This window comes from Microscilla marina ATCC 23134 (genome assembly GCF_000169175.1).
Taxonomy (GTDB): domain Bacteria; phylum Bacteroidota; class Bacteroidia; order Cytophagales; family Microscillaceae; genus Microscilla; species Microscilla marina.
This window is the reverse complement of the sequence record NZ_AAWS01000002.1, coordinates 172,453-199,311: the sequence shown is the minus strand read 5'-3', so window position 1 is coordinate 199,311 and position 26,859 is coordinate 172,453. Positions and strand designations below refer to the sequence as shown.

Annotated in this window: 21 protein-coding genes; 6 read left to right on the top strand and 15 right to left on the bottom strand. The window is 40.0% G+C overall.

Annotation, left to right across the window (positions count from 1 at the left end; genetic code table 11):
- The first annotated feature begins 101 nt into the window (after window positions 1–101).
- From M23134_RS02090 to M23134_RS02080, 3 genes are all read left to right on the top strand, one after another.
- Window positions 102–2,006 carry a tetratricopeptide repeat protein gene (locus M23134_RS02090; RefSeq protein WP_002693419.1) on the top strand — a complete coding sequence of 635 codons (1,905 nt, stop codon included), beginning with the start codon at window positions 102–104 and terminating at the stop codon, window positions 2,004–2,006.
- A 3-nt stretch (window positions 2,007–2,009) separates the two neighbouring features.
- Window positions 2,010–3,617: a hypothetical protein gene (locus M23134_RS02085; protein WP_002693416.1), complete on the top strand. Its 1,608-nt coding sequence runs from the start codon at window positions 2,010–2,012 to the stop codon at window positions 3,615–3,617.
- Window positions 3,618–3,805: 188 nt separating this feature from the next.
- A complete protein-coding gene (locus tag M23134_RS02080; protein ID WP_002693412.1) occupies window positions 3,806–4,279 on the top strand; it encodes a hypothetical protein in 474 nt (157 codons plus the stop codon).
- A 154-nt stretch (window positions 4,280–4,433) separates the two neighbouring features.
- Here the strand turns inward: M23134_RS02080 and M23134_RS02075 are convergent, their stop codons facing one another.
- The 3 genes from M23134_RS02075 to M23134_RS02065 form a co-directional block, all read right to left on the bottom strand.
- Entirely contained in the window at window positions 4,434–5,585 is a 1,152-nt protein-coding gene (locus M23134_RS02075) for a glycoside hydrolase family 3 protein (RefSeq protein WP_002693410.1), read from the bottom strand.
- A 317-nt stretch (window positions 5,586–5,902) separates the two neighbouring features.
- A complete protein-coding gene (locus M23134_RS02070; RefSeq protein ID WP_045112833.1) occupies window positions 5,903–7,204 on the bottom strand; it encodes a RagB/SusD family nutrient uptake outer membrane protein in 1,302 nt (433 codons plus the stop codon).
- 111 nt (window positions 7,205–7,315) lie between these two features.
- Complete coding sequence (locus M23134_RS02065) at window positions 7,316–10,255, bottom strand: SusC/RagA family TonB-linked outer membrane protein (RefSeq protein WP_002693403.1); 2,940 nt, start codon at window positions 10,253–10,255, stop codon at window positions 7,316–7,318.
- A gap of 608 nt (window positions 10,256–10,863) precedes the next feature.
- Here M23134_RS02065 and M23134_RS02060 point away from each other — a divergent pair.
- Window positions 10,864–11,151 (top strand): SCP2 sterol-binding domain-containing protein, encoded by a 288-nt coding sequence (locus tag M23134_RS02060; RefSeq protein ID WP_002693399.1) that lies wholly within the window; start codon window positions 10,864–10,866, stop codon window positions 11,149–11,151.
- Window positions 11,152–11,705: 554 nt separating this feature from the next.
- Complete coding sequence (locus tag M23134_RS37410; protein WP_053337225.1) at window positions 11,706–14,030, top strand: OmpA family protein; 2,325 nt, start codon at window positions 11,706–11,708, stop codon at window positions 14,028–14,030.
- 71 nt (window positions 14,031–14,101) lie between these two features.
- Here M23134_RS37410 and M23134_RS02050 read toward each other — a convergent pair whose 3' ends face one another.
- Entirely contained in the window at window positions 14,102–15,424 is a 1,323-nt protein-coding gene (locus tag M23134_RS02050; RefSeq protein WP_002693395.1) for a serine/threonine protein kinase, read from the bottom strand.
- Window positions 15,425–16,132: 708 nt separating this feature from the next.
- Between M23134_RS02050 and M23134_RS02040 the strand changes: the two genes are divergently transcribed.
- Entirely contained in the window at window positions 16,133–16,696 is a 564-nt protein-coding gene (locus tag M23134_RS02040; RefSeq protein ID WP_232296762.1) for a RidA family protein, read from the top strand.
- A 462-nt stretch (window positions 16,697–17,158) separates the two neighbouring features.
- On the opposite strand, the gene M23134_RS02035 is transcribed toward M23134_RS02040, so the two are convergent.
- The 11 genes from M23134_RS02035 to M23134_RS01995 all read right to left on the bottom strand — a co-directional run bounded on the left by M23134_RS02035 (window position 17,159) and on the right by M23134_RS01995 (window position 26,811).
- Complete coding sequence (locus M23134_RS02035; RefSeq protein ID WP_002693389.1) at window positions 17,159–17,644, bottom strand: transposase; 486 nt, start codon at window positions 17,642–17,644, stop codon at window positions 17,159–17,161.
- On the bottom strand, window positions 17,628–17,879 hold the full coding sequence (locus tag M23134_RS40405) for a hypothetical protein (RefSeq protein ID WP_002693038.1): 252 nt from the start codon (window positions 17,877–17,879) through the stop codon (window positions 17,628–17,630). Before M23134_RS40405 ends, M23134_RS02035 begins: the two co-directional genes overlap by 17 nt.
- Window positions 17,880–17,886: 7 nt before the next feature.
- The gene (locus M23134_RS02030; protein WP_002693387.1) at window positions 17,887–18,411 is read right to left on the bottom strand and encodes a helix-turn-helix domain-containing protein; all 525 of its coding nucleotides are present in this window, start codon (window positions 18,409–18,411) and stop codon (window positions 17,887–17,889) included.
- Between the two features lie 47 nt (window positions 18,412–18,458).
- Entirely contained in the window at window positions 18,459–18,890 is a 432-nt protein-coding gene (locus M23134_RS02025; RefSeq protein WP_053337224.1) for a leucine-rich repeat domain-containing protein, read from the bottom strand.
- Complete coding sequence (locus M23134_RS40880) at window positions 18,866–19,075, bottom strand: hypothetical protein (protein ID WP_262492889.1); 210 nt, start codon at window positions 19,073–19,075, stop codon at window positions 18,866–18,868. Before M23134_RS40880 ends, M23134_RS02025 begins: the two co-directional genes overlap by 25 nt.
- A 276-nt stretch (window positions 19,076–19,351) precedes the next feature.
- The gene (locus M23134_RS02020; protein ID WP_157558294.1) at window positions 19,352–20,515 is read right to left on the bottom strand and encodes a leucine-rich repeat domain-containing protein; all 1,164 of its coding nucleotides are present in this window, start codon (window positions 20,513–20,515) and stop codon (window positions 19,352–19,354) included.
- A gap of 78 nt (window positions 20,516–20,593) precedes the next feature.
- Window positions 20,594–21,760 carry a leucine-rich repeat domain-containing protein gene (locus M23134_RS02015; protein WP_198144965.1) on the bottom strand — a complete coding sequence of 389 codons (1,167 nt, stop codon included), beginning with the start codon at window positions 21,758–21,760 and terminating at the stop codon, window positions 20,594–20,596.
- A 78-nt stretch (window positions 21,761–21,838) separates the two neighbouring features.
- A complete protein-coding gene (locus M23134_RS02010) occupies window positions 21,839–23,005 on the bottom strand; it encodes a leucine-rich repeat domain-containing protein (protein ID WP_198144964.1) in 1,167 nt (388 codons plus the stop codon).
- A 78-nt stretch (window positions 23,006–23,083) separates the two neighbouring features.
- The gene (locus tag M23134_RS02005; RefSeq protein ID WP_053337223.1) at window positions 23,084–23,329 is read right to left on the bottom strand and encodes a hypothetical protein; all 246 of its coding nucleotides are present in this window, start codon (window positions 23,327–23,329) and stop codon (window positions 23,084–23,086) included.
- A 141-nt stretch (window positions 23,330–23,470) separates the two neighbouring features.
- Window positions 23,471–24,250: a leucine-rich repeat domain-containing protein gene (locus M23134_RS37400; protein ID WP_002693374.1), complete on the bottom strand. Its 780-nt coding sequence runs from the start codon at window positions 24,248–24,250 to the stop codon at window positions 23,471–23,473.
- A gap of 14 nt (window positions 24,251–24,264) precedes the next feature.
- Window positions 24,265–26,811 (bottom strand): hypothetical protein, encoded by a 2,547-nt coding sequence (locus tag M23134_RS01995; protein WP_002693372.1) that lies wholly within the window; start codon window positions 26,809–26,811, stop codon window positions 24,265–24,267.
- Window positions 26,812–26,859: the final 48 nt, after the last annotated feature.

Below are 26,859 nucleotides of genomic sequence, written 5' to 3'. Positions count from 1 at the left end.
AAAAAGTTATATGCTTTCTTTTTAGCTCTTTTATTTTTAAGCCGTTTACCTGTGTAATGCTTCATCTTAAATACTGCACCAAGCAACCATAAAAACCACGAATGAAACACCGTTTATTATTTACCTTATCCAGCCTGGTAAGTCTGCTCACGCTATGGGGCGTGTCTGTCCATGCCCAAAACACCCACGCAATAGATAGTCTGAAAAATGTGCTCCCCATCCAAACCGACACCACACGGGTACTCACGCTTGATCAGCTTGCCTGGGAATTTAAGTATAGCTCAGCCGATACCGCCCTCAGGTATGCCCAACAAGCTTATGCCCTTGCCCACCAGCTCAGCTACTCAAGGGGCAAGGCTTTGGCACTGCACAAGTTAGGAGTAGTTTATTGGCTCAAGGGTAACTTGAACACTGCCATAGATAGTACTAAACAGGCAATGTCTATGTTTCAGCAATTGAACAACACCAAACAATATGTAGCTTGCCTCAACAACCTGGCAGCAATTTATCGCCCCAAGGGGCAATATAAAAAATCATTGGAGTTGCACCACGAAGCCTTGCGCTTGCGCGAAAAAATCAAAGACTCTGTGGGGTTGGTGTCGTCTCATACCAATATTGGGTTGGTATATCTCTTTACCAAAGATTATAAAAAGGCCATGAGGTATTTTAAAACCTCTGAACAATTGAGCCAACAAACACCTAAAGTATCGCCTTCGGCAAAAATCAATAATTTGATCAACATGGGGGTGGTATACCGCCGTACCCAAAAGTCCGATTCAGCATTGATTTATTACCAAAAGGCACTTAAAGTTGCCGAAAGTCACCATATTCAGGCACGTATAGCTACCATATTGGTCAATATTGGGGTATTACATTTTTTTCGGAAAGAATACCGCCAAGCGCTTCAGGTATGGCTAAAAGCAAAAAAAATACAGGAACAAAACCAGTTTACTAAAGAGGTGAGCCGTACTTATCAAAACATAGCTGAGGCATACGAAGCACTGGGCAAACCTGACAAAGCACAGGCGGCGGTTCAACAGGCGTACGAAATAGCGCAAAAAACAGGGTACCTGGAAATAGTATGCCGTGCCGAACAAACTATTGCCCGGTTTTATACAGCACAAGGTGCCCACAAAAAAGCCAATGAATATCTACAGCGGTACTTGGTGCATAAGGACAGCCTACTAAACCTGGAAAAAGGGAAGGCTATAGCCAACATAGAGGCAAAGCACGAATTTGAGAAAAACCAAAAAGAAATTGCCCTGTTGAAAAAGGACAATGCGTTAAAAGCCCAGGAGGCCAACATCAGGAGTTTGCAACGCAACGTAGCTTTTGCCGGAGCTGGAGTATTACTGATCGTAGTGGTGGCACTTTGGAACCGTACCAGAATGCGCAGAGCTTTGTTTGAACAAAAAGAACGGACGTTTGAGGTAAACACTGAAAAAACCCGTTTGGAAAAAGAACATCTTGAAACACAGGCTATACTCAAAGACAAAGAACACAGGCATATCCAGGAAGAACTAAAAACTCAAGCAGAACTCAACCAACTTAAGACGGATAAGCTTCAGAATGCGCTCGAACACAGCCAACGCGAACTAAGTACTACTGCCATGTTTGTATACCAAAAAAACGAGATTTTGGGTAATATCAATGACATGGTAACTGGGCTTATAGAGTTTACACCGACAGATAAAAGAAAGTCGCTAAAAAAAATCACAACGCTGATCAATAATAACATCACACTCACTGATGACTGGGATAGGTTCAAGCTGCACTTTGAAAAAGTACACCCACGCTTTTTCGAAGACCTCAGTCAGCAGTTTTCTAACCTTACCCAAAACGAATTAAAACATTGTGCTTATCTTCGCATTAAACTTTCGGGCAAAGAAATAGCCCGAATGCTGAATGTAGCCCCTAAAAGTATGCAAGTGGCACGCTATCGCCTTAAGAAAAAGCTTGCCTTGGGAGCCAAAGACGATTTATACGATTTTATAGCCAGTGTGTAGTCTATGATCACAGCAGATGAGTTATTAAGAAGGTGTTTGATCCACAAAATTTATAAAGAATGGGATGCCAAAGTAGAGGAACTTTGGCAAGAAAAGCGTTGGTACAAAATATTTAGAAACAAGCACCCCCATCACTTGCCTATGTCTATTGCCAAACTTCCCAATGGCTTTTTCGAAAGCCTGGCAATAGATATTAATCAAGTAATTCAGCAAAAACTAAACGTATCAAAACAAGAGCTTTCGCTGTACACCATTTCGGGTTCTTCGCTTAAACGTTTGTTAGGTAAAAACAAAGACGGTACCTCACGCAATGACAAAAAGAAACAAGGGTTGGCCATTTATGTGGGTTATCAAAACAATGTTTTTCATTTTGAACACTGGGACGATTTTTACCGGGTATACCTCGACTATAGCCGCTTTTGGGACTATTGGCAAAAAAATGCTTTTCACCAACAACAGCTAGGGGTACCTTTGCCAACAGAAGAAAAAAATTCCCCTACTACCCCACCTTTGCCTGTATACTCGCCCACTGTTCAACTACAGTTGGTGCATGAAGTCATGCAAAACACAAATGCGGCACAGGTGCCTTGGCGTACCAGTCAACAAAAAAAGATGCTTTGGGCTACTGCCGGAATGCTGTCCCTGGTATTGGGGCTGGCTGCAACATGGTGGTTTTGGAGTAAAAAAGACCTGGCAAGTTTACCCCAAAAAACCACCCTTGCTCAACTTACCCCTGAGCAAATCAAGCAGCGGATCACTTTTTCTATAGTAAAGCATATCAAGGGCAAAAATAAAAGTACTGTATTTGTAACGTATGACGTGCGCCAGCTTCCAATAGATACCATCAGTATTGGTAGTAGTTACCACACAGACATTACGCCTCGTTTATATACATCCACCAAAAAACAAGACACCATTAGTTTTATTGTCAACAAACCCGATGGTACATTGTACTTGCGACACAGGCGTACCCTACTAAAAAAACTCAGGGTTTACCAAGCATCTACTCACTGGATAGGTTGGGTGCATGCGGGTAAAAAATTTATCGGTGCCTACCAGCCCACCCATAAGCTAGTGCAGGATTGTACATTGGTGTTTCCGATAACGTTGGTACCCCCACAATACCGCTCTTACTACTTTAGTACTTTAAGAAACACCCGCCACTACGGGGTAGATGGCAACTACCATACTTTTGAAACAAAAATAAAACTGATAAATAAGCCCTCTAATGCTACTTGCAATCATTTAAGCATGACTGTAACAGGCAGCGAAAAATCTATGCAGGCAATTGCCAAACGATTAAGCTATGAGCTAGAGCTGGACGGCTGCGAGTATTGGCTGAACAGAAAAAAATACCCTGTAAACATTGCCAGCAAATTTACCCACGATATAGATACTTACCGCCAATGGAACACCTTTAAGTGGGTCGTCAGGGGGAGCCTCATTGAGGTGTATTGGAACAATGAAAAAATCTTGTCCCAAACCATTGTCAAAAACATTGGGGAACTTACCAATATCACCTTTAGTGGCAAAGGATCCTGGGCAATAAAATGGGTGCGCTTGCTGAACAAAGAAGGGAAACCAATGTATGAAGAAAGTTTTTATAACTAACAGTAAATCAATGGGTTTTGCAGCTATTTATCACTTTGGGCAAGTTTGGTAAAAGTTGTTCAGGAGTTGGTCAAGATGGTGTAGTATTTTGGGCAACTTGGCAAGTGGTACTGCCTTGACTTTGTGATGGATTCGGGTGACTTTTGTGCAAAGTAAATCACTCACAACCACTCAAAACAACCTAAACCATGACCAAATATATTATTAGCTATATGCTACTCATCAGCACGTTTTTTTACGGAATTGCCCAGCAACATGACGTTCCTCCAAAAAAACTCGCGCAACAAATAGAAACCCTAATCAAAGCTCAAAACTATGACAAAGCCGCTCTTTTGCTCAAAGCGTACCAAACTCAACTTACCAAAGTAGACGGGATGGTTTTACGGGCACAAGTAGACAGTTTTCAATACCGAGCCAAACAGAGTAACCAACAAATTGCAGATTTGCTCACCAACTACGCCGAAGAAATGAAGCCGTCAGTAAAAGAGAAATTATTGAACCTTAAGTCAAAGAATGATGCCCACCTGAGTCATTTTCAGAATGTGTCGGAGTCTGCCAATGAAACCATTGACAAATGCCCGTTTGGGTTGTCTACAGAAAAAAGAAGTTGGTTTAGCCGGAGCTTTAGTTATTTTATAAACTTATATCAAAAAGGGGTTTAAAATCATTTTACAGAACCACCAAACATCACAGTGGCAGGCCTGAGTTTGACCTAATGGATGATCTTCAAAATTTACCCTGAGGGGAACTCACAGTTGACTGTGTAGTTCCTTACAGAATAAAAACTTTTTAAGCAAAAAAAAAGAAGCAAAGGGCTTACTTTAGTCCCTGCTTCATTTTTTTAATTCTTTGGTAAGATTCATCAATGCGCTTGCGCGAGATTTTACCTTGCTTGATGAGTTTTTTAATAATGTTGATCGCCTCAGGCACTATGTTTTTGTTATAAAAGATTCTGCCATTGTTTGAGAAAAGTACAATATCGACTCCGGCATTGATAGACTTTTCTAATGCTTCTTCAATCCCAAAATTTTTGGCAATGGCATTCATTTGCATATCGTCAGAAATAATAATGCCCTGCCAGCCCCATTTTTTCCGGAGGTAGTCGTTCATAATTTTTTTGGACAAAGTAGCCGGATACTTCGCGTCCAGTTTTTTATTAAATACATGGGCGGTCATCACCATCCCATCAAACCCCTGTTCAATCATTTGTTTAAAAGGCTTGAGTTCTATGGGTTTCCAGGTAGTAGTTACATCGGTAAAGCCCAGGTGAGAGTCCATAATAGCACTTCCGTGCCCCGGAAAATGCTTGATTGCGCACACAATACCGTGCTTTTGGTGTACTTCGGTAAACTTGAGGGCGTGCTGTACCAAAGTATTTACGTCGCCCGAAAAGCTACGCCCCAGCTTGCCAATAATGGGTGCTTTGGGGTTTACATTGAGGTCGGTTACCGGCGCAAAGTTTACGTTAAAGCCCATGGCTTTTACTTTTTGGGCAATGTGAGTTGCCCATTTTTCGGTGGCAACCAAGTCGTTGATCTCTCCTATTTCCTGGGGAGTTTGGGTAGTAGCAAAGCCAAACTTTGCATTCAATCGGCTTACCTTCCCTCCTTCTTCGTCTACGGCCACCAACAAGGGTACGTCAGAAAGTTTTTTGAGGTCGGTAATCAACGTTTTTAACTGTGATTTAGACACTATGTTGCGAGGTTTTGCCCCCATGAGCAGGTCTCGGCTATACAAAATAACTCCCCCCAAATGATGCTTACGAATGTCGCGTTTGATGTGGCTTTTGCCCTTGATACTAGTACCTCTAAAGCCTACCATCAGCATTTGCCCTATTTTATAATCCAGCGAATCGAGCTTGGCTGTATTTGTTTGGGTACGGCTTTCGGGGGTGCGACAGGCGTAAATAAGCCAACTTGCCCCCAGCATCAACAAAAGAAAAGTAGTGGAGTAAATGTGTTTTTTCATTCTTTTATTTTAAAATTAAATAGTACTTCAGTATGGCACAAAACAGTGTAAATTATTCAACGAAAGTGGAAGATGGTAAATTTTGCCTCTCAAACAAAAAAAAGCAAGACAACTCATTGGTTGCCTTGCTTCATTTATCGAACTTGTTTAAGGTTTTTTCAAATAATTCAAAATGGTTCTTTTACCCATATACTTCGTTGTGAAAATGCTCATTTAGCTAGGCTAAACTCCGCCTTCCACGCCTCGTCTATGTGAAAAATCACTCATTTTGCTCTCAATGCCAAAACCTTAAACAAGTTCATCATTCTGGTCTTCTTTTAGTTAGAGTCGCTCAAAGGAATAGGAAACTCAGTATGTACTATATCGCCTGCACGATCGATGGGTAAATTGGCTGCATTTAAGCGGTTATACCTTCTGAGGTCTGCCATACGTACCCCTTCTAACCATAATGAGTAAAGACGCTCTTTTAACAATTGCGTGATCAAGGTTGCCTGATCGGTAGCCCCGGCATAATTGGCAAGACCAGCCGCAGTTCTCACAATATTGATCAACCTTACCGCTTCAGCCGCGTTGTTTTGTTGAATATTGGCTTCAGCCGCCATCAAAATCAGTTCTTCATTGCGAATAATAGACACAGGGTCTGCACTACTTTTATAGATGTTCTGACGGTGAGTAGCAGTAAGGTTATCTTTGGTACTTATTTGTGCCAAGGTTTTGGTGGCCACCCGTTGGTCACCCACTTCAGCGTCTTGGTTAAAGGATGGGTGCGCATAAATATTGTCAGACCCTGTACCATAAAACAATGGGTTGAGTAGGTCGTTGGCACTGCTCGAAAAGTTATATTGAGGACCGGCATTCAAATCGCCTGTTTCGCTATAAAAAGACGTTCCCAACTGGGTCAATACATCTGCCCAGCTTTTTTGATACAAAGCTACTTTAGCCGCCAAAGCACGGTTAAATTTCTTAAAATTGGCAGGTGTATTAAAATCTTTGAACCCTTCGTGCAAACCAAAACCAAAAATAGCACCAGCGGCATCTAAGTCTGTAGCAGCCTCATCAAGCAAGCTTCTGATGGCTGTATAAGCGGCGGCATCTTTCAAAAATGGTCCCAGGTTGGCAGGGTCAGCCACCTCTATACGCACCCCATTGCTACCCAATAAGTTTAATACCTGGATAAAAACATGGGCTTTCATTGTTTTGGCAAAACCTGTATATCCTTTTACTTCAGTAGTGCTTACGCCTGGAATGTCTTTAGCCACAGCAGCTATCAACAGATTACAGTCTTTTACCACCCTGTAATAAGGCTCATACCAATCGGTCAAATAAAAAGAATTGTTGTCGAGCTGCCCACCATTTTTACCCAACAAGTCTTGGGTATTTCGAGGGTCAGCGTCGAATAAATACAGTTCACGAGCAATAGAACCTGACGCAGTACGGTATATCTGAAGACCGTTTCTAATATCAGCCAATAAGCCAATGGTCAATGCGTTCACCTGACCCTTGGTAACCAATTCGTCTACCCCTGGTCGGTTGGGGTCTACTTGTTCTTTAAAATTACAAGAGGTTACTGCTACAGTAAACCATACAAGCATAAATAAATGTTTATATATAGATTTCATATTTCTATTTCAAATTTGATTTGTTAATTTATCAACAGTCAATCCCCAACTTGCTCAAAGCACTTACAAATCAGGTAATGTGACTGGAGACAGCGCTTGCTGGTGGGTGTGCTAAAAAGTAGCCGCCAGGTGAAAGAATACTCGCTTAGAACTTGGGAAAGGGGCCACATCTATTCCTGAAGATAAGCCAGATCCCCCTTTGGTAGATACCTCAGGGTCGTACCATTTGTAGTTTGAGAAGGTCAGCCAGTTTTGAGCCGAAACGCCTAATCTGATATTTTCTACTTTGTTGCCAAACCACTTTTTGGTCAAGCTCTTGGGTATATTGTAAAACAAAGCAACTTCTCTTAGTCTAAGGTAGGTGGCATCTTCTAAGAAACGCGCCGAACCTGTTCCGTTTCTTCTGGCTTCGCCTTCAGGGGTGTCATAGTCAAAGCTGGTTTGTCCCAAATCTGCCAGAAACAAACTTAAATTAAGGTTATCGCCTCCCTTTTTGTAATGCCACAAAAACGAAAGCTCAAAGTTTTTGGCAATCTTCATGGTGTTGTTCCACGATAACTGAAAGTCGGGCATGGCGTCTCCAATAGTGATCAGGTTGCCATTTGCATCTCTTCCTTTAAACTGGGTAATAGACTGCCCTTCTTCTATATAAAAAGACCCTAAGCCTATACTAAAAGAAGCACCAGGGGGGGCAAAAGCAGGTACATCTAAACGGGTCACTACCGAACGGTTGAACCAAAAACGAAACTGGGTAGACCAGCTAAAGTTTTTACTTACAAAAGGATCACCACCCAAGGTTAACTCTACCCCAGTGTTTACCATGTCAGCAGCATCGGTTATTTCAGACGAGAACCCACTTGATGAAGGCAAAGCATTTTCGATCAATAGGTTTTTTACCCCACGGCGATAGTAGGTAGCTTCAAAAAAGATACGGTTAGCCAAGAAACCCAAATCAAGCCCTGCTTCTATCTCAGTAGCTATTTCAGGCTCCAAACCAGGGTTTCCTCTTATCCCCTTGATGGTTGATCCACTTAAACCACCCATACTTGCCCGGTCAAAACCAGTAAATAAGGCACCAAAGCCAGGGCTACTACCTGTTTGCCCAAAAGCAGCTCTTAGTTTTACCTGGTTCACCACGTTCTTCAATGTCCAGAAATCAAAGTTGGCTACATTTACAGCTACTGACGCCTTAGGGAAAGCATACATTTTATTGGGGTCACCGTTGAGCGTAGACTTATCTAAACGCACTCCGGCACTTAAGATTACCTTGTCGGCAAAATTAGCTTCTTGTTGGAAGAAATAGCCAAAATCTTGCTCAGTAGCTAATAATTGGTTGGTGGATGGTGCGCCAACTTGTTGTAAATTTTGTTTGCTGTTCAGGTCGATACCTCTGGCTAATAAAAAGTTTCTGTTTTTGTAAAGACCAGTTACCCCTGCTTGAGACGTAAGATCAATGCTACCCAGGTTTACATTAAACATCAAAGCGCCTTGGTAGTTGCCATTGATGACCGTATTGGCGCCTTCTGCCAGGTAACCGTTAGACACGCCTCTTTGAGCAGTATGCAGCGGAGATACAAAAGTAAAGGTGCCAAATTTATAAATATCAACTCCCCCCCCCAGGTTAAACTTCAATAGCATATTGTCACGCTGCAGTAAAGTAAAGTCTACGCCAAGGCTTTGGATTGTACGGAAAACTTCCTCGCGGTTGTACATGCCATCACGTACAAATAATGGGTTACCCGAAACCCCAGGGTTGTCGGGATACTCGCCTAATTCGTTAGGAAAAAGATTGCTCCAGGGGCGGGTAGAAGTCAGGTTATAACCGTAACTCAATCCACCTTCATTTTCGTTTCCGGTAAAGCTACGGTCAGCACTGGAACTCACAAAATAAGAGCCAGCAGTTAGTTTGGCATACTGAGACAATTTATGGGTGACATTCAGGCGGAAGTTTCTTCTGCGATAACCAGTACCTCGGATGATCCCCTCTTCGTTACGGATAGACGTACTGGCATAAAAGGTAGTACGGTCATTGCCGCCGCTTGCGCTAAAGTTGGTTTGAAAAATGCCGCCAATGTTACCATACACTTCTTTTTCGTAGTCAAACAGCTCACCACCATTGGCAGCTTTGACAGCGTTCCACTGAGCTACAGCACTGTTGGCATCGGCACTGTTGGGGTCACTAAAGTAACTTCTTACTTTGGCTTCGGTGTCATAATTCCTTTGTCCTAAAAGTTTGATGGCACGGGCAGTACCTACCAATTGCTCAAAGTGGAAGCGGGTTTTACCTGCATTTCCTTTTTTGGTCGTAATAATCATTACTCCGGCGTTGGCACGTGTACCATAAATAGCCGCTGCAGATGCTCCCTTCAACACCTCTATTCTTTCTATATCGTTGGAAGATAAATCAGCCAAACGGTTAGAAGATTGTTCTTCATTTCCGTCATTGGCACCAGACACAAAACGAGTTCCACTGGGAATCTCACTGTTGTCGAGATACACCCCATCTACAATAATTAAGGGTTGGTTTTGCCCAATAATAGACGACACCCCACGCAAACGGATAGAAATACCTCCCCCAGGCGCGCCTGAGTTTTTTACAATGTTGGCACCTGTAAGTTTTCCGTACAAGGCTCCATCTACAGTGGGAGGAGAAGTAACCCCTACCAGCTCTTGCGACGAGATAGTAGATACCGAGTTGGCAAGGTTGGCTCTTTTTACGTTAGAAGCCAATCCAGTAACTACAATCTCATCCAGAATAGAGTTTTCGTCAGTGAGGGTCACATTAATTTGGGTTTGTGACCCCACCAACACTTCTTTGGTGGTCATTCCTATAAAACTGACAATAAGGGTGGCGTTGTTGGGCACACTCAAGGTAAACTTGCCATCGACATCGGTAGAGGCTCCGTTGGTGGTGCCTTTTACCATCACGGTAGCACCGGGCAAAGCTTGTCCATCTTTGTCTACTACCTTACCCGTAATGTTGCGGGTTTGCGCCCAGGCAAAGGAAGTAATAAGGCATAAAGTGAGTAATACAAGTAATTTTCTTTTCATATAAAATGGCGTTTAAAATAATTATTTATTTTGCCTACCTCCACATACACAAAACTTTGTTAGGAAATAAGCTTATTAATATATAGTAATCCTTCGAAGCAAAACTAAGGCTTTTTTATAAAACTTATACCGTTTGAAATATTATTTGGCATATACAATGGTTACCCCCTGAAAAAAACAAAACTTATAACAAATATGGAAAACACCCATTTAAAGTTATTTTCTAAAATTAAATATCCATTTTACTACACATGCTTACTTTTTATTTTGATAATACCATTAACTACCCCACGAATACAGAACAATCGTTGTATGACGACAAGACTGCCAGTCATTTTTCTTGAAAACAGTGCTTTTGGATTTTGTAAAAAATAGCTAACTTCACCCCCGATTTTAAATCAGCGTTTGCCAATAACTATTTTTTTTTGGGTTAAAAATGTACCTGTGATTACTGGTACAAATATTTGGGAGGTGATAGGTTTTACCTTGCTACTCTTTCCAGTGTTTTGTGGGCAGTGAAATGGGCAATTTTTACATTCAAAGACAAAAAATTGGGCAGGCGCTTGAAAAAACAATGAAACTATAAAATTTAAACAACTTATATTATTATGAGCGTAGAAGCTACTACTCAAAAAGTGCAAGAATTAGTTGCTGGAGGCACTGGTTTTGACTCTTCAATCAAATTTGTATTCAACGAAGGTGGTGTTATTCATCTTGATGGCAATGACGTAAGCAACGAAGACAAAGAAGCTGCTTGTACCATCAACATGGAGTTGAGCGATTTTGATGCTATGATGGCTGGCGACTTAAACCCAATGGAGGCTTTCATGGGTGGAAAAATGCAGTTAGACGGTGACATGAATGTTGCAATGCAACTATCTTCGTTGTTTAACTAAAAAGCTTAAAACCAACACAAAAAAAGCGAGGCATTCATGTCTCGCTTTTTTTGTGGCATTTGGTCAAGGTCTACTTTTGCTCCTGATGCAATCCTTGCTTTGCTTTACCCTTGGGACAAATTGAGCATAGCTATATCCTCACCAGCAAAAAGAAAAAAAATCTCCAGTGTTTCACTTCGACAAAGTATACAGATAGGAACGGATAAAAATAAGAAAACCTGCACGTTTTTGAGTACTGGAACGTAGATACAGCTAACAAGTAAGTGTAGTTAGCCTATCTATAATGAGCGGGGCTTATTTATAGAGCTAAGGAACGTGATCGCAATAACTGTCCGGTTTAGAACATATCCTCTTTCCTGACTTTCGTTACTTTTATTGTCCGTAGCGCTGCTACGCCCGCAAAAAGTGCCTCAGTCAGCCTTGAGTTTATGATCTCAATCTCGACACTTATTTTGAACATGTTCCTAATCACTCATTGCCAAAATATACATTGGTATTCAATAAAAACTGTAGCACCTACAACCGTATATACTACTATAAACACTATTCGAAAGATGCTTAATTTTAAACACTACTACCTGTTCTTATGGCTATGCATTTTTGTTTTGATGGCTCAAGCCTGTACCCCTCCTCCTACCGTAGAACGTTTTCGCGGCAGGCGCTTTGTAAATTATGGCGATGAAGTTACCCTGTCGTGGAATGTGCCCAAGGCCACTTCAGTAGAAATAGAGGGGGTTCAAAACAATTTACCCGCCAAGGGAAAAATTAAAATCAAACCTGGCCAAACCACTACTTACAAGCTGATTGCCCGCAACAAAAAACATACAGTTACTAAAGAATACAAAGTAAAAGTAGTGAAGCGCTCAGCAGTGATTGATAAGTTTGATGGAGACGATGAAATTGCCGAAGGCGAAGAGGCAAATTTGTACTGGAGCGTGCGCGATGCCAAAACCATTCGTATTGCCGGGCTTGACAAAACCTTGAAAGCCAACGAAAGCCTCACGATCAAGCCTGACAGTACTACTCAATATATATTAGAAGCTAAAGACCGCTACGGCGAGGTAGTAAGAGACACCCACACGGTGAAGGTAAAGTTTGACGAATACTTTAAAGGTCCCCGTAGCATAAGTGTAGGTGAGAAAGTAAGGGTAAAGTGGCGGTTTAAGCAAGCGCGTTTTGTGGTTTTTCAGAACGATACTTTGCCCACCGAAGGAACGACTCTGTTGCAGCCCAAAAGGTCAAAAAACTACTCAATGATGGTGATACGCAACAACCGCAAGGTAAACTTTGTAAAGCTACCAATCAAGGTTGTTCCGGTTACTTTTAAGGGTAAAAAAGATATTTTACTGGGCAGTAAAACCCTGATTAGATGGAATGCCAAAGGGATGAAAAGTGTAATTTACCGAGGTGACAGTTTGCCTTTGGTGGGCAGCATGGAGGTAGCCCCTTTGCGTAATACCACTTATAAGTTTTTGATAGATGACGGAGAAAAATCTTTTGTAAAAAGCTTTAGGGTGAGGGTAATTAGACGAAAATTTATAAAAAATGTGGCGAAGAAAACTACCTTAAAAAAAGGGCAAAAACTTGATTTTGATATTTTTGCCACTGACCGCTCTAAGTTTCCCAAAGAGGTAAAGCTGTATGTACTAGTGACAGATACCAGTGGCAACTTTATAAGCCACCTTGCCCCACCGTATGTAAGCTACCGCGAATCACGCAAATTTTTCCGCAAAATAGTGGAGAGTGTAAAAGGGCGACGGTATGCCATTAACAACTTCAAAGTACGCGAAATACACGAAATGATCTCTAAACCTTATGATATTTCGTTGGTGATGGACTACAGTGGCTCAATGGCGGGCAATATTAAAAAACTGGAAGAAGCTACCCGTAAGTTTATTTTGACCAAGCACCCCAACGATAAAATATCGGTGGTAAAGTTTGACGAACGATTAGAGACTGAGCTAAGACTGACGGCACAAGGCAGCAAAACCGATTGTGTAAAGTTTGATGGCCTTACTCGCTATGGTGGCAGTACTGCCTTGTATGCAGGGGCCGATGAGGGGCTCGAAAGCCTAAAAAATGCCCAAAATAACAAGGTGATGTTATTGTTTACCGATGGGGAGGAAAATTCTTCTTTGCAATATTTTGGTAAGCGGGCTTTTCGCGCCAGCGAAGTAGTAAAAAAAGCCCGTGAAAAAGGCATCAGGGTGTTTACTATTGCCTATGGTACTGGAGTAAACAACAAAACCCTGAATGCACTCTCGATGCTCACCGATGGCAAGACTTACTTTATAGAAAACCCCGATGAGATAAAGCAAGTGTATGAAGAGTTGCCACGCATTTTCCGCAATTTTTATGAAATTACCTACCGCCCGGTAAATGTACAGGGGCAACACGACATAGAGCTCACGTATAACAATGGATTGGGCAAAAGCCAAACAGTAGGGTCTAGTACCCATATTGGCGAAAATTACGAGATAGATAAGTACGACTATGAAGGGGCATATAAATACCAAACCAACCTCAAAAAGCGCCCTGTAGCTCCACCTCAATCGGTGGCATTTTTTGAGTACAACAAGTACGAACTCAAAGATAAGTTTATAAAAAACCTAGAGCCATTTATCAAGTATTTGCAAAAAAACAAAAATGCGGAGCTTGCCATTTATGGGCATACCGACCAAGTGGGCACTGCAGCAGCTTGTTTGTTGCTTTCACAACGCCGCGCCAATGCCATTAAGCAGTATTTTGTCAGACACGGCGTTGCTGCCAAGCGCATTACTGCCAAGGGCTATGGAAAAGCCAAACCAATTTGGAAAAATGAAAAACATGATTGGCAAGCCAAAGAAAACCGTCGCATTGAGTTGTTGCTACTTGAGTAAGTATTTGCTTTAGACCCTGGGGCACTAAATCACCTTCTTGAACGACTTTTGCGCCCCAGGTTTAATTTTTCTTAAGAAAGAGTAGTCATGCCTTGATGCAATGCTTCTGCCACTACTTGTTTGGCAGGGTTAGGCATAGGATGATAATCCAATTTCTTTTTGCCATATTGGGTTAAAAAATAAATCACAAACAATGACAAAATCACCGAAAGTATCAAGGCAACGATGAGAAACTTATTGGTACGTTTTTCTTTTGCTTCCTCAAAATCGGTTACTTCATCTAAAGTATCGAACATTGACTTTGGTTTAATCACTGAAGCAGGCTGCTCGTCTGAACCATCCGCAGGTTTAAAAGTAGCATCACCAATCGTTACCTGGTCGACATTTGTGGTACCATATATTTCTTTGTCATATTCTTCTTGAGTAGTCCCAAGCGAGGCCGCTGTATCACCAAAACCTTTAGTGGTTTCAAAAGCCGAATATTTTGTTTCATCAGTCTTTTTGGGAAACATTTTGATCAAGTCGGCTACTTGCTCATAACGCTCTTCTGGGTCATTTGCTAAGCATTTTTGTACGATGGCATCATAGGGGGGAATCAAATTATTTAAATCGCCTTGCATTTGATCACTCAGAATATTTGCCATGATTACATCATTGGTAGTGCCGTTTTGGGTAGAGCCAAAAGGCAATTGATTGGTCAATAGTTCATACACCAACACCCCAAACATCCATATATCCGACATTTCAGTAATCCTCTCGTCATATTTACCCAAGCGTTCGGGAGGCAAATAACCATAGTTGGACATATACTGGCTCAATTGTGCACTTAGTCCAAAGTATAAAATCTTTGGCGTAAGTCCTCCATTCTCTTCTTTGATAATCACTTTGGCTTGCCTCAAATCTCGATGAATAATGCGGTGGTCGTGCAAGTATTGCAAGCCTGACAATATGTCGCGCAGTAAATGCTGCAGGGATTCTTCTGTGAGGTTGTAAATAGGGAAATTATTCAAGGTTTTGCCCTCTACATACTCCATTACTACGATATGAAACAGCAAAGTTTCTTCTTTAAGCGTGTTTTCATCCTCAGCATCAGAAGTTATCTCAATATTGGTGTTCGACAATACATTGTCAGGAATCGCAGAAACATCTACAGGCAGCTCTTGCTCGAACACATCGTAATACCGCACCAGGTTTTCGTCTGAGTGGTATTTTACCCGTTCTATCTCATCAGCCAGATCGTAGTGGGCAGGCAACAAGTCAGGTGAAATACACTTCAGCGCTACTACCCTATTTTCTTGGGTATCTACTGCACGGTAAACTGTTCCTAAGCCTTTTTTATCTAAAGTATCATGTTCAGGGTCATACTCATAACGATCGCCTACTCTCATCATCATTTACAAAATAAGGGGGTTAGATAAAGAAAAACAGGTGTAAAAATACCATTTTTTGGCAACAAACCAGAAGAAAAAATAAAAAGAAGTACTTCATTTGCCTTTTTGTACTCTACCCAGCTTTTAACTTCGTTGAGCTCAGCACAGTAAAACTGTAGGTTTTTCAAAAGTACCGTCATCGCCTCAGCTCGTGTCTTCACCATAGCCGTCAGGCTAAGAGAAGCATAGTAAAAAAATCACTTAAAAATATTGTCACCGCCTCAGCGAGTGTCCCCACGCGCTGATCGAATCGCCAAAATTTGAATACTAAAAGATGTTTCAGGGGTAAAAAAATAGTAGCCTGACGGCTATGGTGTCTTCACGAGATGATCGAAACCCCCAGCGATTTGCGGAGACACAAACCGAGGCGAAAAAATAGTAGGGTAGAGTAGCCTTTTTGATTGCCTGTATGCCAAGTACTACTATAAAACCATCGTTTTTTTGAATTCATCAAACACTTGCCCACTTTAACAAACCTGTAAACTAAATCTACTTAAAATTTTCAACAAGATAGTTGACCTAAGTCTGCCCTATTTCGAGTTTTTTTTATTCTTTTGGGCATTGAACAATAGTTAGGTTGCCCAATTGTGGACACGCTCTTCATAAAGAATACCCAAAAGCTACGCTTAAAAAAATGACTGAATTTATTCAACACCTAAATTTGTAAGCAATATGACAGCAAAATTACTCCAGTGTATGGTTTGGCTAAGCCTGATAACAGCTTGTCAAAGTAAACAAAGTGCCCCAACTAATGGTGAGACCAAAAATAAAACCACAGAAAGAAAACCTAAAGAGCCAGAAAATCTCCAAATTAAGCGCTACGACAATCCGACATCGTCTATACTACGGGGAGTAGCCATACCCAAAGGAAAAAAAACTTTTTTGACCAGTGGACTAGTAGCTCCATTGCTAGACTCTACTGCAGCCAAAACCAATGCACACAAGCGCCGGGGAGATACATACACCCAAAGCATTCATACGCTCCAACGCATTGAAAAAATATTGCAGGAGGCGGGCTTGGAAATGAAAGATGTGGTATATTTAAGAGTATACATTGCACCTGATGCCCAAAACAGCCAGGAGCCTGATTTTGACGCTTGGTTCAAAGCATATAATAAGTTTTTTAACAATGCGCAAAACCCTACGAAGGTTGCCCGCACTACTTTAGGAGTGTACCGACTGGCTCGTCCCGATATTTTGGTAGAGATAGAAGCTGTAGCAATTTACCCTGAGTAAAGTTTGTTTTTTCTGTTTCAACTTGAAGTCAATATCACTTGAGGGTAACCTGTTATTTATAAACATTGAAATTGCTTGAATGGAATACCTGAAAAGAACAGTTCCTGAATGAACTATAAGATTGTAATTGCCTGAAAACAAAGCTATTACAAAAATATTAAATTTTTTTTGAAAATAGGAAAACCTGACCACTAGTGCGCTGGGGATTTAATAAATACGCTATTTATTCGAGAGTATTTTGTTTGCTGACGCACTTCAAAAAGCGCGCAGAGTTCACTTTCTGAATTCCGATGGCTATCGGAACCGTAGCTACGCAAACTTTTTTAAGTAAAGTCAGCAGGCTAAAGACTCCGAAGAACTGAGCCTATTTCTAAATCCCGATTCATTTCATCGGGGCAGCTCTGCTGTGGCGAGCTCTGCGAAGCTAATGTAGTAGGAATTTAGCTCCTAGTGCACTAGGAACTAAGTTAATATGATATTAATTTCCTTTTCCTTTATAAAGCCTTTGAACTTCCATTTCAAAGGCTTTAGCCAATGCTGATTGTAACAATTGATATATCTTTCTATTGTTTCACAAAGCATGCTTTTAGATGTAAAGCTTGTCCGGCTGATGAGTTGCCTTTGAATTTTGGAGAACCAGTTTTCAATAGGGTTTAACCAGGAACAATGCCTTGGTGTAAAAACAAACCTAATCCGATGACTTTTGTCCTCTAAAAACGCTTTCCTACTTACCATAGACTTTAAAATGCCTCCTCCTCTTTTTTCACCCAAATCCCCCTGAAAATCTATTTGTTTTGCTACCCATTTTACAAGAGAAGCAAACATGTGAGTATTTAAATTGTCGGCAATGATAGTTATATCATCATTTACAGGGTATTTTTCTATCAACACCTTGATAAAAGATAGGAAATCCTGTTCATTACGTGTATCATTAAGAGATTTCTCCATTTTCTACATCCATCAGGCAGGTAGTTCCATGACGTTTGTACTCATATTCCAAGCGTTGGCTTCCATTATTTGAAGTAATGATTCGCTCCAAGGCTTGGATTCCGCTCTTCTCATCTACACTTATTAGATGTTTGTTTAAAAGTGGTTGGTGAGGGTGAGTGGCTTCCAGAATCAGGTCGCAAATCATTTCCACCTGAGCCTTAAAACTTTCCCAATTATCTATTTTGGGAAACAACCAATAGCTATTTTTGTGAGGACGAATCGCCCGCTTTTTTTAAAATCTTACTCACATAACGTGGAGAAATTTGTTGAACAATACCCATTTTCATAGCGAACTTAGCTAACTCCTCCCGATTCCAATGACTCAGAGGTATTCCAAAATCTTCGGGCTTTTTGCAAGCCAATGCCACCAAGCTCTCCTTTTCCGACAAGCTAATGCGTGAGGGGGTGCCTGGACGAGCCTGATCTGAAAGCAACGAAAGCATCTTCGAAAGCAAAAGTGCACCCGTAGTCTTTTCCTCTAGTTCATAGGCACACAAATCTTTGTAGTGAGCCAACCAGCGATTACGCCACTTAGACACAGTCATCACATGCAGGGTGTATTCAAGGTGTATTTTACGATTGCTCCAGCCATCAAAAGCCCGAAGGATAATATGAATGCGTTGTTCATAATGCTTTGGAACTGTTCGCTTATTGAGATAGGCACTCAAAAGCTGATGCTGGCGAGTGCTAAGTTCTAACTTGGGTAATGCTTTGCCTCTGTTCATGGTTGCTAAATTTTGCTACAACCCAAAGATAATAATTAATATTACATTTATTTCATTCCTGTTACACTAGTGAGCTGGTTACTATGCAAATCCAACATCTTTAAACTCTTCAACTTAAGTATAGCCAAAGGCAAGTTAGTTAATTTGTTATTATCCAAATTCAACACTTCTAAACTTTTAAGTGCAGCAATGTTGTCTGGCAAAGAACTCAATTGATTTCTAGATAAATACAATCCTTTCAATTTTGTCAGATTCCCAATAGATGAAGGTAAAATCGTGAGTTGATTCTTCCAAACATACAACTCCTTTAGTTTTTTTAGCTGCCCAATATCCGAAGGTAAAGTAGTGAGTTTGTTATCATCCAAGTGCAACTCCTCCAAATTTTGTAATTGCCCTATAGTTGGGGGCAAAGTGGTAAGTTTGTTCTTATTCAAACGTAAATTCTCTAAATTGTTCAGGTTTCCAATTTCACCAGGCAAAAAAGTAACGACTCCAGGTTTTTCATCTCTCCTATAGTCGCAGGCAAGGTGTTAAGTTCATTTTTGCTCAAAGACAAATGCTTCAAATTTGTCAGTTCCCCGATTTCTCCAGGCATAGCGGTGAGCTGTTTCAAATCCAAATCTAGATCAGTTACATCCTCAGGAGTTTTGAGTGCTTCCTCCAGTGACTTATACTTTCCCTTCTTCTCAGTAGTGCCACTTCTGGCAACCTTAGGGTTTTTAAGCGTTTCTTTTACTGTTTTGGGCTTTCGGGTACCCTCACGCCGTTAAAATTAAAAACAAGGTTATTGTGGATTTGAAGTGATTCATCATTTTTTAAGTTTGACTGTTAAGAGAATTTTTAAGACTATAGAAAGAGTACCAACAATTTGTTTTTCGGGCTATGTTCAAAAAAGCCTGCCAATGTATTGGGAGACTGTAAATATACCAAAACTTTTTGTTTAAAACTTAATCTCGGTATTGGGTAATAGTTTTTTGATGCGGGCTTTTTCTTCGGGAGGGAAGCTATTGATTTGTAAATCTAGCAACTTAAGATTGCTAAGGCTCTTAATTTCTTCTGGAAGTGTTTTTAAAAAATTTCCCCTTAAATTTAATGTAGTTAAGTTTGTTAGTTCTCCTATATTTGTAGGCAATGATTTCACACCATAAACCTGTAATAGATTAAGCGAAGACATCGCTTCAATATTTGCAAATAATTGCTGTATATCCTCTTTATTCTCCATTCTCAAACGTAAAACTAATTCTTTTACTTGAGTTAGTTGCTCAAGGTTTTCTGGTACCTTACTTACATTCTCTAAATACAAATGCTTTAATCCACTTAGTTTTTTCAAAAACGGAATAGATTGCTTTACATCTAGATTTTTAGCATCTACCAGTAGCTTCTTTAAAGAAGGTAATACAGGTAGATCGGTTGATAACACTTTTATATCAGAATCTGTAAGTATTACTTCAGCCAACTTTGGCAATGTAGACAGCACCTTAAATGTTTCTGACAGGTTAAGATTTGGATTCTGGTTTAACCATATAGAACTTAAAGATGATAAGCCTTTATACTGCTCTGGTAAAGATGTAATGTTACTTTGTTGTAAAATAACCTCCTTTAGATTATTTAATTTGGTAAACTCAGAAGGATAAGACGATAATTGAACACCTGACAAGTTCAGATGCTCTAACTTTTCTAACTTTCCTATTTCTGCTGGCAGTTGTGTAAAAGGGTTAAATGCAACTTCTAACTTTTGCAAGTTTACAAGCGAGCCTATTTGCTTAGGCAAAATACTCAGCTTATTTCCTACTACATTCAATACTTGTAACTGTTTCAAATCAAATACAACCCCAGGTATTTTACCCAAATTACAACTTTCTAAAGAAAGATATTGAAGGTTTTTAAATGACTTAAGCTTTGGTATCACATCATTAAATGATCCTCCTGTTAGCTCTAATTTCATTACCTCCTCTGGCTTCTCCAATGCTTTTTCGGGGTGTATTCGCTCTAGTTTCTCTAACGCTTCCATACTCAATAGTTTCACGGCGTTTTGCTTGTTTTGGGCACAACTGGTCATTGTCAGCAAAAGCAGGAAGCCACATAGCCCAATATATCTTTTCATATTATTCAGATTTTCGTCCATAAAAAAAGCCCTGCCCCACACAGGAACAAGGCTTGCCAATATACTAAAACTTTTTGTTTAAAACTTAATCTCAGTATTGGGTAATAGTTTTTTGATGCGGGCTTTTTCTTCGGGGGGGAACTTATTCATTTCCAAGTTTAGAAGCTTAAGGTTTGTAAGGTTTTTTATTTCTTCGGGAAGCGTTGTTAAACCATTCCCAGCTAAACGCAAGGATTTCAATTTCTGAAATTGCTCTATTTGTTTAGGTATAGCCTTACCTCCTCCTCCATAAACCTGTAAATCTTCTAAAGATCCTAACATTGCTAAGTTATTAAATAGAGATTCCCAATCTGATTGGGTTGGTCTTTGTAACCAAAACATTGCTTTCTTAAGCTGTCTTAGCTCTTTTACTTCTACTGGAAGAGCTGAAAGTTTGTATATATATATAAACTCTAGTTTAGGTAATTTTTTGAGTATTGTGAGGGCTTGTTGAATATCTAGTACTTTAGCATCAATAGAGAACTTTTTGAGATGGTTTAAGCCTGTCAATTCTGATGGCAAAGCCTTTATGTTACTATTGGTTAGTACTATTTCATCCAAATTTGGCAACTTAGATAAAACCTTTGACACTTGTTTAAGGTCAATTTCAGGATTGTAGTTTAAGTAAACTTCTTTCAAAGAACTGAGCTTACCAAACTGCTCAGGTAATGTAGTTATATTAGCATTTTGTAACACTAATTGCTCTAAATTTTTTAGCTTGTCTAACTCCGTTGGATAAGACTTAATCTTGGTATTAATCAAGCTTAAAAACTTCAAATTACTTAAATTCACAAACTCTTTAGGTAAGCTTTCTAATGGGTTATTACCTAAATATAAAACCTGTAAAGATTTTAACTTCCCAAAGTCAGCCGATAATTTGCTTATTTGGTTAGATGAAATATTGAGGTATTGTAAATTTTTAAGCTTAAAAAGCTCCACAGGAACCTCATCTAACTTATTAGCTTCTAACTTTAAATATTGTAAGTTAGTAAATTTACCTAGCTCCTGAATATACTGTTTCCCTAAATCCGCAAAATTTAATTTAACCACATCTTCAGGCTTTTTAATAGCTTCTTCAGGGTCTATAGTTTCCATTTTCTCTAACGCTTCCATACTCAATAGTTTCACGGCGTTTTGCTTGTTTTGGGCGCAGCTGGTCATTGTCAGCAAAAACAGGAAACTGCATAGCCCAATATATGTTTTCATATCATTCAGGTTTTCGTCCATAAAAAAAGCCCTGCCCCACACAGGAACAAGGCTTGCCAATATACCAAAACTTTTTGTTTAAAACTTAATCTCGGTATTCGGTAATAATTTTTTGATGCGGGCTTTTTCTTGGTCGGAGAAATCGTTTCGTGTAAGGTCTAACAACTGTAATTTTGTAAGATTTTTAATTTCTTCGGGAAGCGTTTTCAAACTATTACCAATGAGCTTTAAGGTTGTCAATTGGGCAAGTTTACCTATTTCTTTGGTCAAAGGTTTAAAATCATCACCATACACATGTAAATACTTTAGTGAGGACATTCCTTGTAAGCTTATAAATACTTGGTCTTGTTCTTCTTGAGTATTTTTTGTTAACATTAACTGTAAGGTTTTTAGTTTTTTTAATTGTCTAACGTCTTTCGGTAAAGTTTTTAATACGCTCATGGTTGAGTACTCAAGTTTCGGTAACTCTCCTAATAACTTTAATACCTGACTTGTATTTATATCCTTATCACCAAACTCAAACTTTTTTAGGCTTTTCAGCTGAGTTACTTCTTGTGGCAAAGTAGTTACATTACAGTTGTCATAAATTAACACCTCCAGATTTGGCAGTTTGGTCAATACACCAAACACTTGTTTAGAATCAATTTCAGGGTTAAAGTGCAAATAGATGTTTTTAAGTGAAGATAGCTTACCCAATACCTCAGGTAACTCTTTCACATTAGCCATTAGGAAATTGATTGAATGTAATTTTTTTAAATTAGCAAACTCCTGTGGGTAAGTTTTAATTTGGGTACTTGCCAAACCTAACTCCTCAAGTGTAGTTAATTTACCGATTTCGGCTGGTAACTCAGTAAAAGGGTTGCTTCCTACATCTAACCTACGTATTTGAGCTAATTTACCTATGCCTTTGGGCAATTTATCTAACTTATTATCTACTATATTTAACCACTGTAAATGGGGCAAGTCAAATACTACCTTTGGTATTTCGCCCAACTCAGATCCTTCAAGAGATAAATATTGTAGGTTCTTAAACTGCCCCAAAGTCTGAATATGCTTCTTACCATTTCCTGTTAAATCTAGCTTTATCACCTCCTCTGGCTTTTCCAACGCTTTTTCAAGAGCTACTGCCTCCATTTTTTCTAATGCTTCCATACTCAATAGTTTCACGGCGTTTTGCTTGTTTTGGGCGCAGCTGGTCATTGTCAGCAAAAACAGGAAACTGCATAGCCCAATATATTTTTTCATAGTATTCAGGTTTTTGTCCAACAAAAAAGCCCTGCCCCACACAGGAACAAGGCTTGCCAATATACTAAAACTTTTTGTTTAAAACTTAATCTCAGTATTGGGTAATAGTTTTTTGATGCGGGCTTTTTCTTCGTCGGAGAAGTTGTTAAATTTTAAATTAAGTAATTTCAAATTCCTCAGTTTTTTTATTTCTTCTGGAAGTTTTGTTAAATCGTTTCCTTGCAAATTGAATCTCATAAGATTGTTAAATAAGCCAACCTGCTTTGGCAATGTCGTAAAGTTATCACCACGAATTTGTAACTCTTCTAATGAAACCTTGCTCAAATTGGTAAATAAGTCTTCACGTTCATCTTTAGTAGTACTTTCTATAAAAATGTGACACTCTTAAGTGCCGTTAATTGTTTTATTCTTGTGGGACAAATTTTAATTTATAGATATATAAAGATGTAAGATTTGGTAATTGTTTTAAAACTGATGCAGCTTGAGACATATCCATAAGCTTAGCATCAAAAGACAGTTTTTCAAAGATTTTATCTTACCCATTGCTTCTGGTAACCTTTTAACATTGCTACCGACCAAGACTATTTCCTCTAGATGATTTAATTTAGACAATACTTTTATAGTTTGTTCAATGTTGAGCTCAGAGTTATAATCTAAATAAATAGCTTGTAGAGATTCTAGCTCACCGAAGAAGTCAGGTAGAGACTTTAAATTATTGTTCTGCAACACTACCTCCTGAAGCTTTTTTAGTTGACTCAATTCTTTAGGGTAAGATGTAAGCTTTACATCAGCTAGGTGCAAATACTCCAAATTTGTCAATTTACCTATTGTTGCAGGAAGTTCTTTTATAGGGTTTCCTCCTATGTGTAGTCTACGTAACGTAATAAGCTTGCCTATATCTTCTGGCAACTGATTGAGCATATTACCCGAAATATCTAACCACTGTAGGTTCTTCATTTCAGTAATGGCTGGCGAAAACTGATTCAAACTGTTGCTTGCTAACGACAAATACTGCAAGTTTTTAAACTGTGACAAATTCTTGATATGTTTGGTACCTACTCCCCCCGTCAAATCCAACTTTATTACTTCTTCAGGTTTTTCAATGGTTTCTTCAGGGTCGGTGCCCTTCATTTTTTCCAACGCTTCCATACTCAATAGTTTCACGGTTTCTTGCTTGTTTTGGGCGCAACTGGTCAAGGTATATAATACACATACTAACAGCCAGCCGTATTTTACTCTATACATACAGTTTAATTAATTTAAAATTTTATTGGGAGTTTAGGCGACAATGGGTTTGACTTCTCAAACTCTATTTTTATTGCTTTCAAATCTAAATAAAATTTTTGGGTATCGTACATGATAAACTCTATAGATTTTTCCCCTTTCTTTTTACCTTTTTGAGGGGGCACGTATTTATATTTGATAGACAACTGAAAATAATTTTTTATACCCAGCTTAGAGCTGCCTATGCTGGGGGCGATTTTATCAATCGGAATACGGCTCAAAGCAGTAGTCATTACATTGATGGCATCGCCCATAACTGGCGCCTTTTTGTCTCGCGAAAGTAAACCTACTCCAGCCAAAGCAGTAGACAAGAAACCTGCCCCCATCCATTTGTGCCAGGCTTTTAGCGAGTCCATGCCTTTCAGTTTGCCCAATGCCCAATTGCTGTCTATGCTGGGCACTATCTCTACTTCTACTTCTTTCAAACCTTGTTCTCCGTTGACTATTTTCAATGCTATCTCTAGCGAGCCTTTGTCTCGAGCATCCAAAATTTTAGCGGGGTCGCTTGGGTCAGGTACCGTAAGTGCCCCTTTGATCTTATAAACCTGCGTGGTCATATCTTCGCCCAGTGGGTAGTAGTCGCTGGGGCTGGGTGCCAAAGGTTTGTTGTCATCTTCTCTTTGGGCTTCTGCATTTTTTATCGAATCTTTGTCTATCCGGTTCCCAAACAACAAGTCTACTTCGACTTCCGCCCCAAACTTACTGGCTTTTTGCCACTTTGCCGCCAAATCAAGGGCTGCCGTGAACTTAAAGTAAAAACCACTTTCGGTATAGTATTCTCCATTTTTTATTTGGCTTTTTACAATGTTTGCCCATCGCTCAGCCCCTTTAAAATCTTTAGCGGCCTTCTTGGGTTCATCAAGTCTACTAAACGCACCATTCAAAAACAGATGCAAGGCTGCTCCTGCTTTTTTTGATGGACTAAGAGAGCTTCTAAAAGCTACTCCCAATACAGCTGTTTCTATAAGTTCATTAAGCAAACTACTATGTACTAAACCACTCGCCTTCATTCTCAACCAATGGTAAAAGTTAAATAAAAACAACTCCATGGCGTGTTGCCCGGTTTTGCCTTGCGCCTCTATATAGCCTCCTGCCCTTAGCGCTACTTCTATAAAGCCGCCAAGCTCTCGCTTTGCCATCAGCCCCAGGCGGCAATGGACTTTGATGTTGCCCCCATCGTTTTCAATTTCAAACATGCCATGAAACCCGCCCCATACTATGCCTAGCGGAATAGTTAGCTCCACTTCAAGTTTAGCTTTGCTGCCATCATTAGGCACCATTTTATTAATGGTTTCTCCCAGCCCTTGATAAAAGCCAGGCAAATTGGTGGTTGTGCCATTTTTCTTGAAGTTTTTCGCCAAAGCTTCTTTATCTTTTTTAACTGCCTCCTCTTCCTTCCGCTTCTTCTCATCATCCCTGTCATACTTCGCCTGCACATAGTCTTCATAAGTACATTTATACTCTACGCGGTTGAGTTGAGAAGAATAAGTATACACATACATGTGTTTAGAGCCGGTTCCATCTAACCACGCCACTACCACATCGGCAAAGCCTTTTTCATCTATATTATCACCTATCGGATTGTTGCCGTTGCTGGGGGGTATCCATTTGTCTTTATTATGTGCTTGGATGGCATTGGTAATGAACTGGTGGGTAACCGTCTCAAAGCTGTCGTTGTTGTATACCCTGGCAAAAAAACTATAGGTCTCCATCCAAATGATGTGGATAAAATTGTTTGAGTGCCCTTGGGTTAAAGACATTTGTGACAAGAGCGCCCCGGAATGCTTGGCTTGCGCTGCCCATTTCTCAAAATTGAGAATCATATTGCCTTGGTTGGGGTTTATTCTGATAGACACTCCGGGCTGCAATGGTCCCTCCAGCCCAGCCTTCAGTACTTGTTCGGGCAAGCCGGTTTTTTGGCTAATAAAGGCAAAGTCATCATTCAGGAGTACCACATAACGCAAATATTTGAGGTTTGGAGGGTTAACTTCATCGCTTTTGTTAGCCCAAATCTTTTCATCGGGGCGCATATCTATACTATCAAGGCGTTGTGGCGAGATATAGCCTATATGGGGGTTGCTCAAAATCAGGTTTTTTGCCTTGTCGAGGTACACCGCATAGTCGTTTTTGGTGGCGTCGAGCTTCATGAGGTCGTCCATGCTTATGTATTGCGCTCCCAGCGGCAAATGAATTTCGTCTCCTTCTTGAGCTCCCTTGTTCCAGTCTAAATGATCGTTAAACTTTTTAAACTCCAGATAACTCATTTTTATTTGCTCTGCCTCGTGGTGCCTGCGCCAAAAGTTATAGAACGACCCATCTACGGCGTACCCTTTGTAGCTATGGGTTTCATACTCTTTGGTGAGTATTTGTTTCTTGATAGCCGCTGTTTTTTCTATACTTTCCTTCACCCAGTCGTGCTTTTCCAGCACCTCGTCTTGGTCATACAAATCTCCCTGCTCTCCAAAAAACTCCTCCTCCCAAAAACCAGGTGGGTCTAACTTTTGCTGATGCTTGTCCATCATAAACTTTGCTTGTTGTAAATGCGTTGATTCCTTATTTTATGTTATATT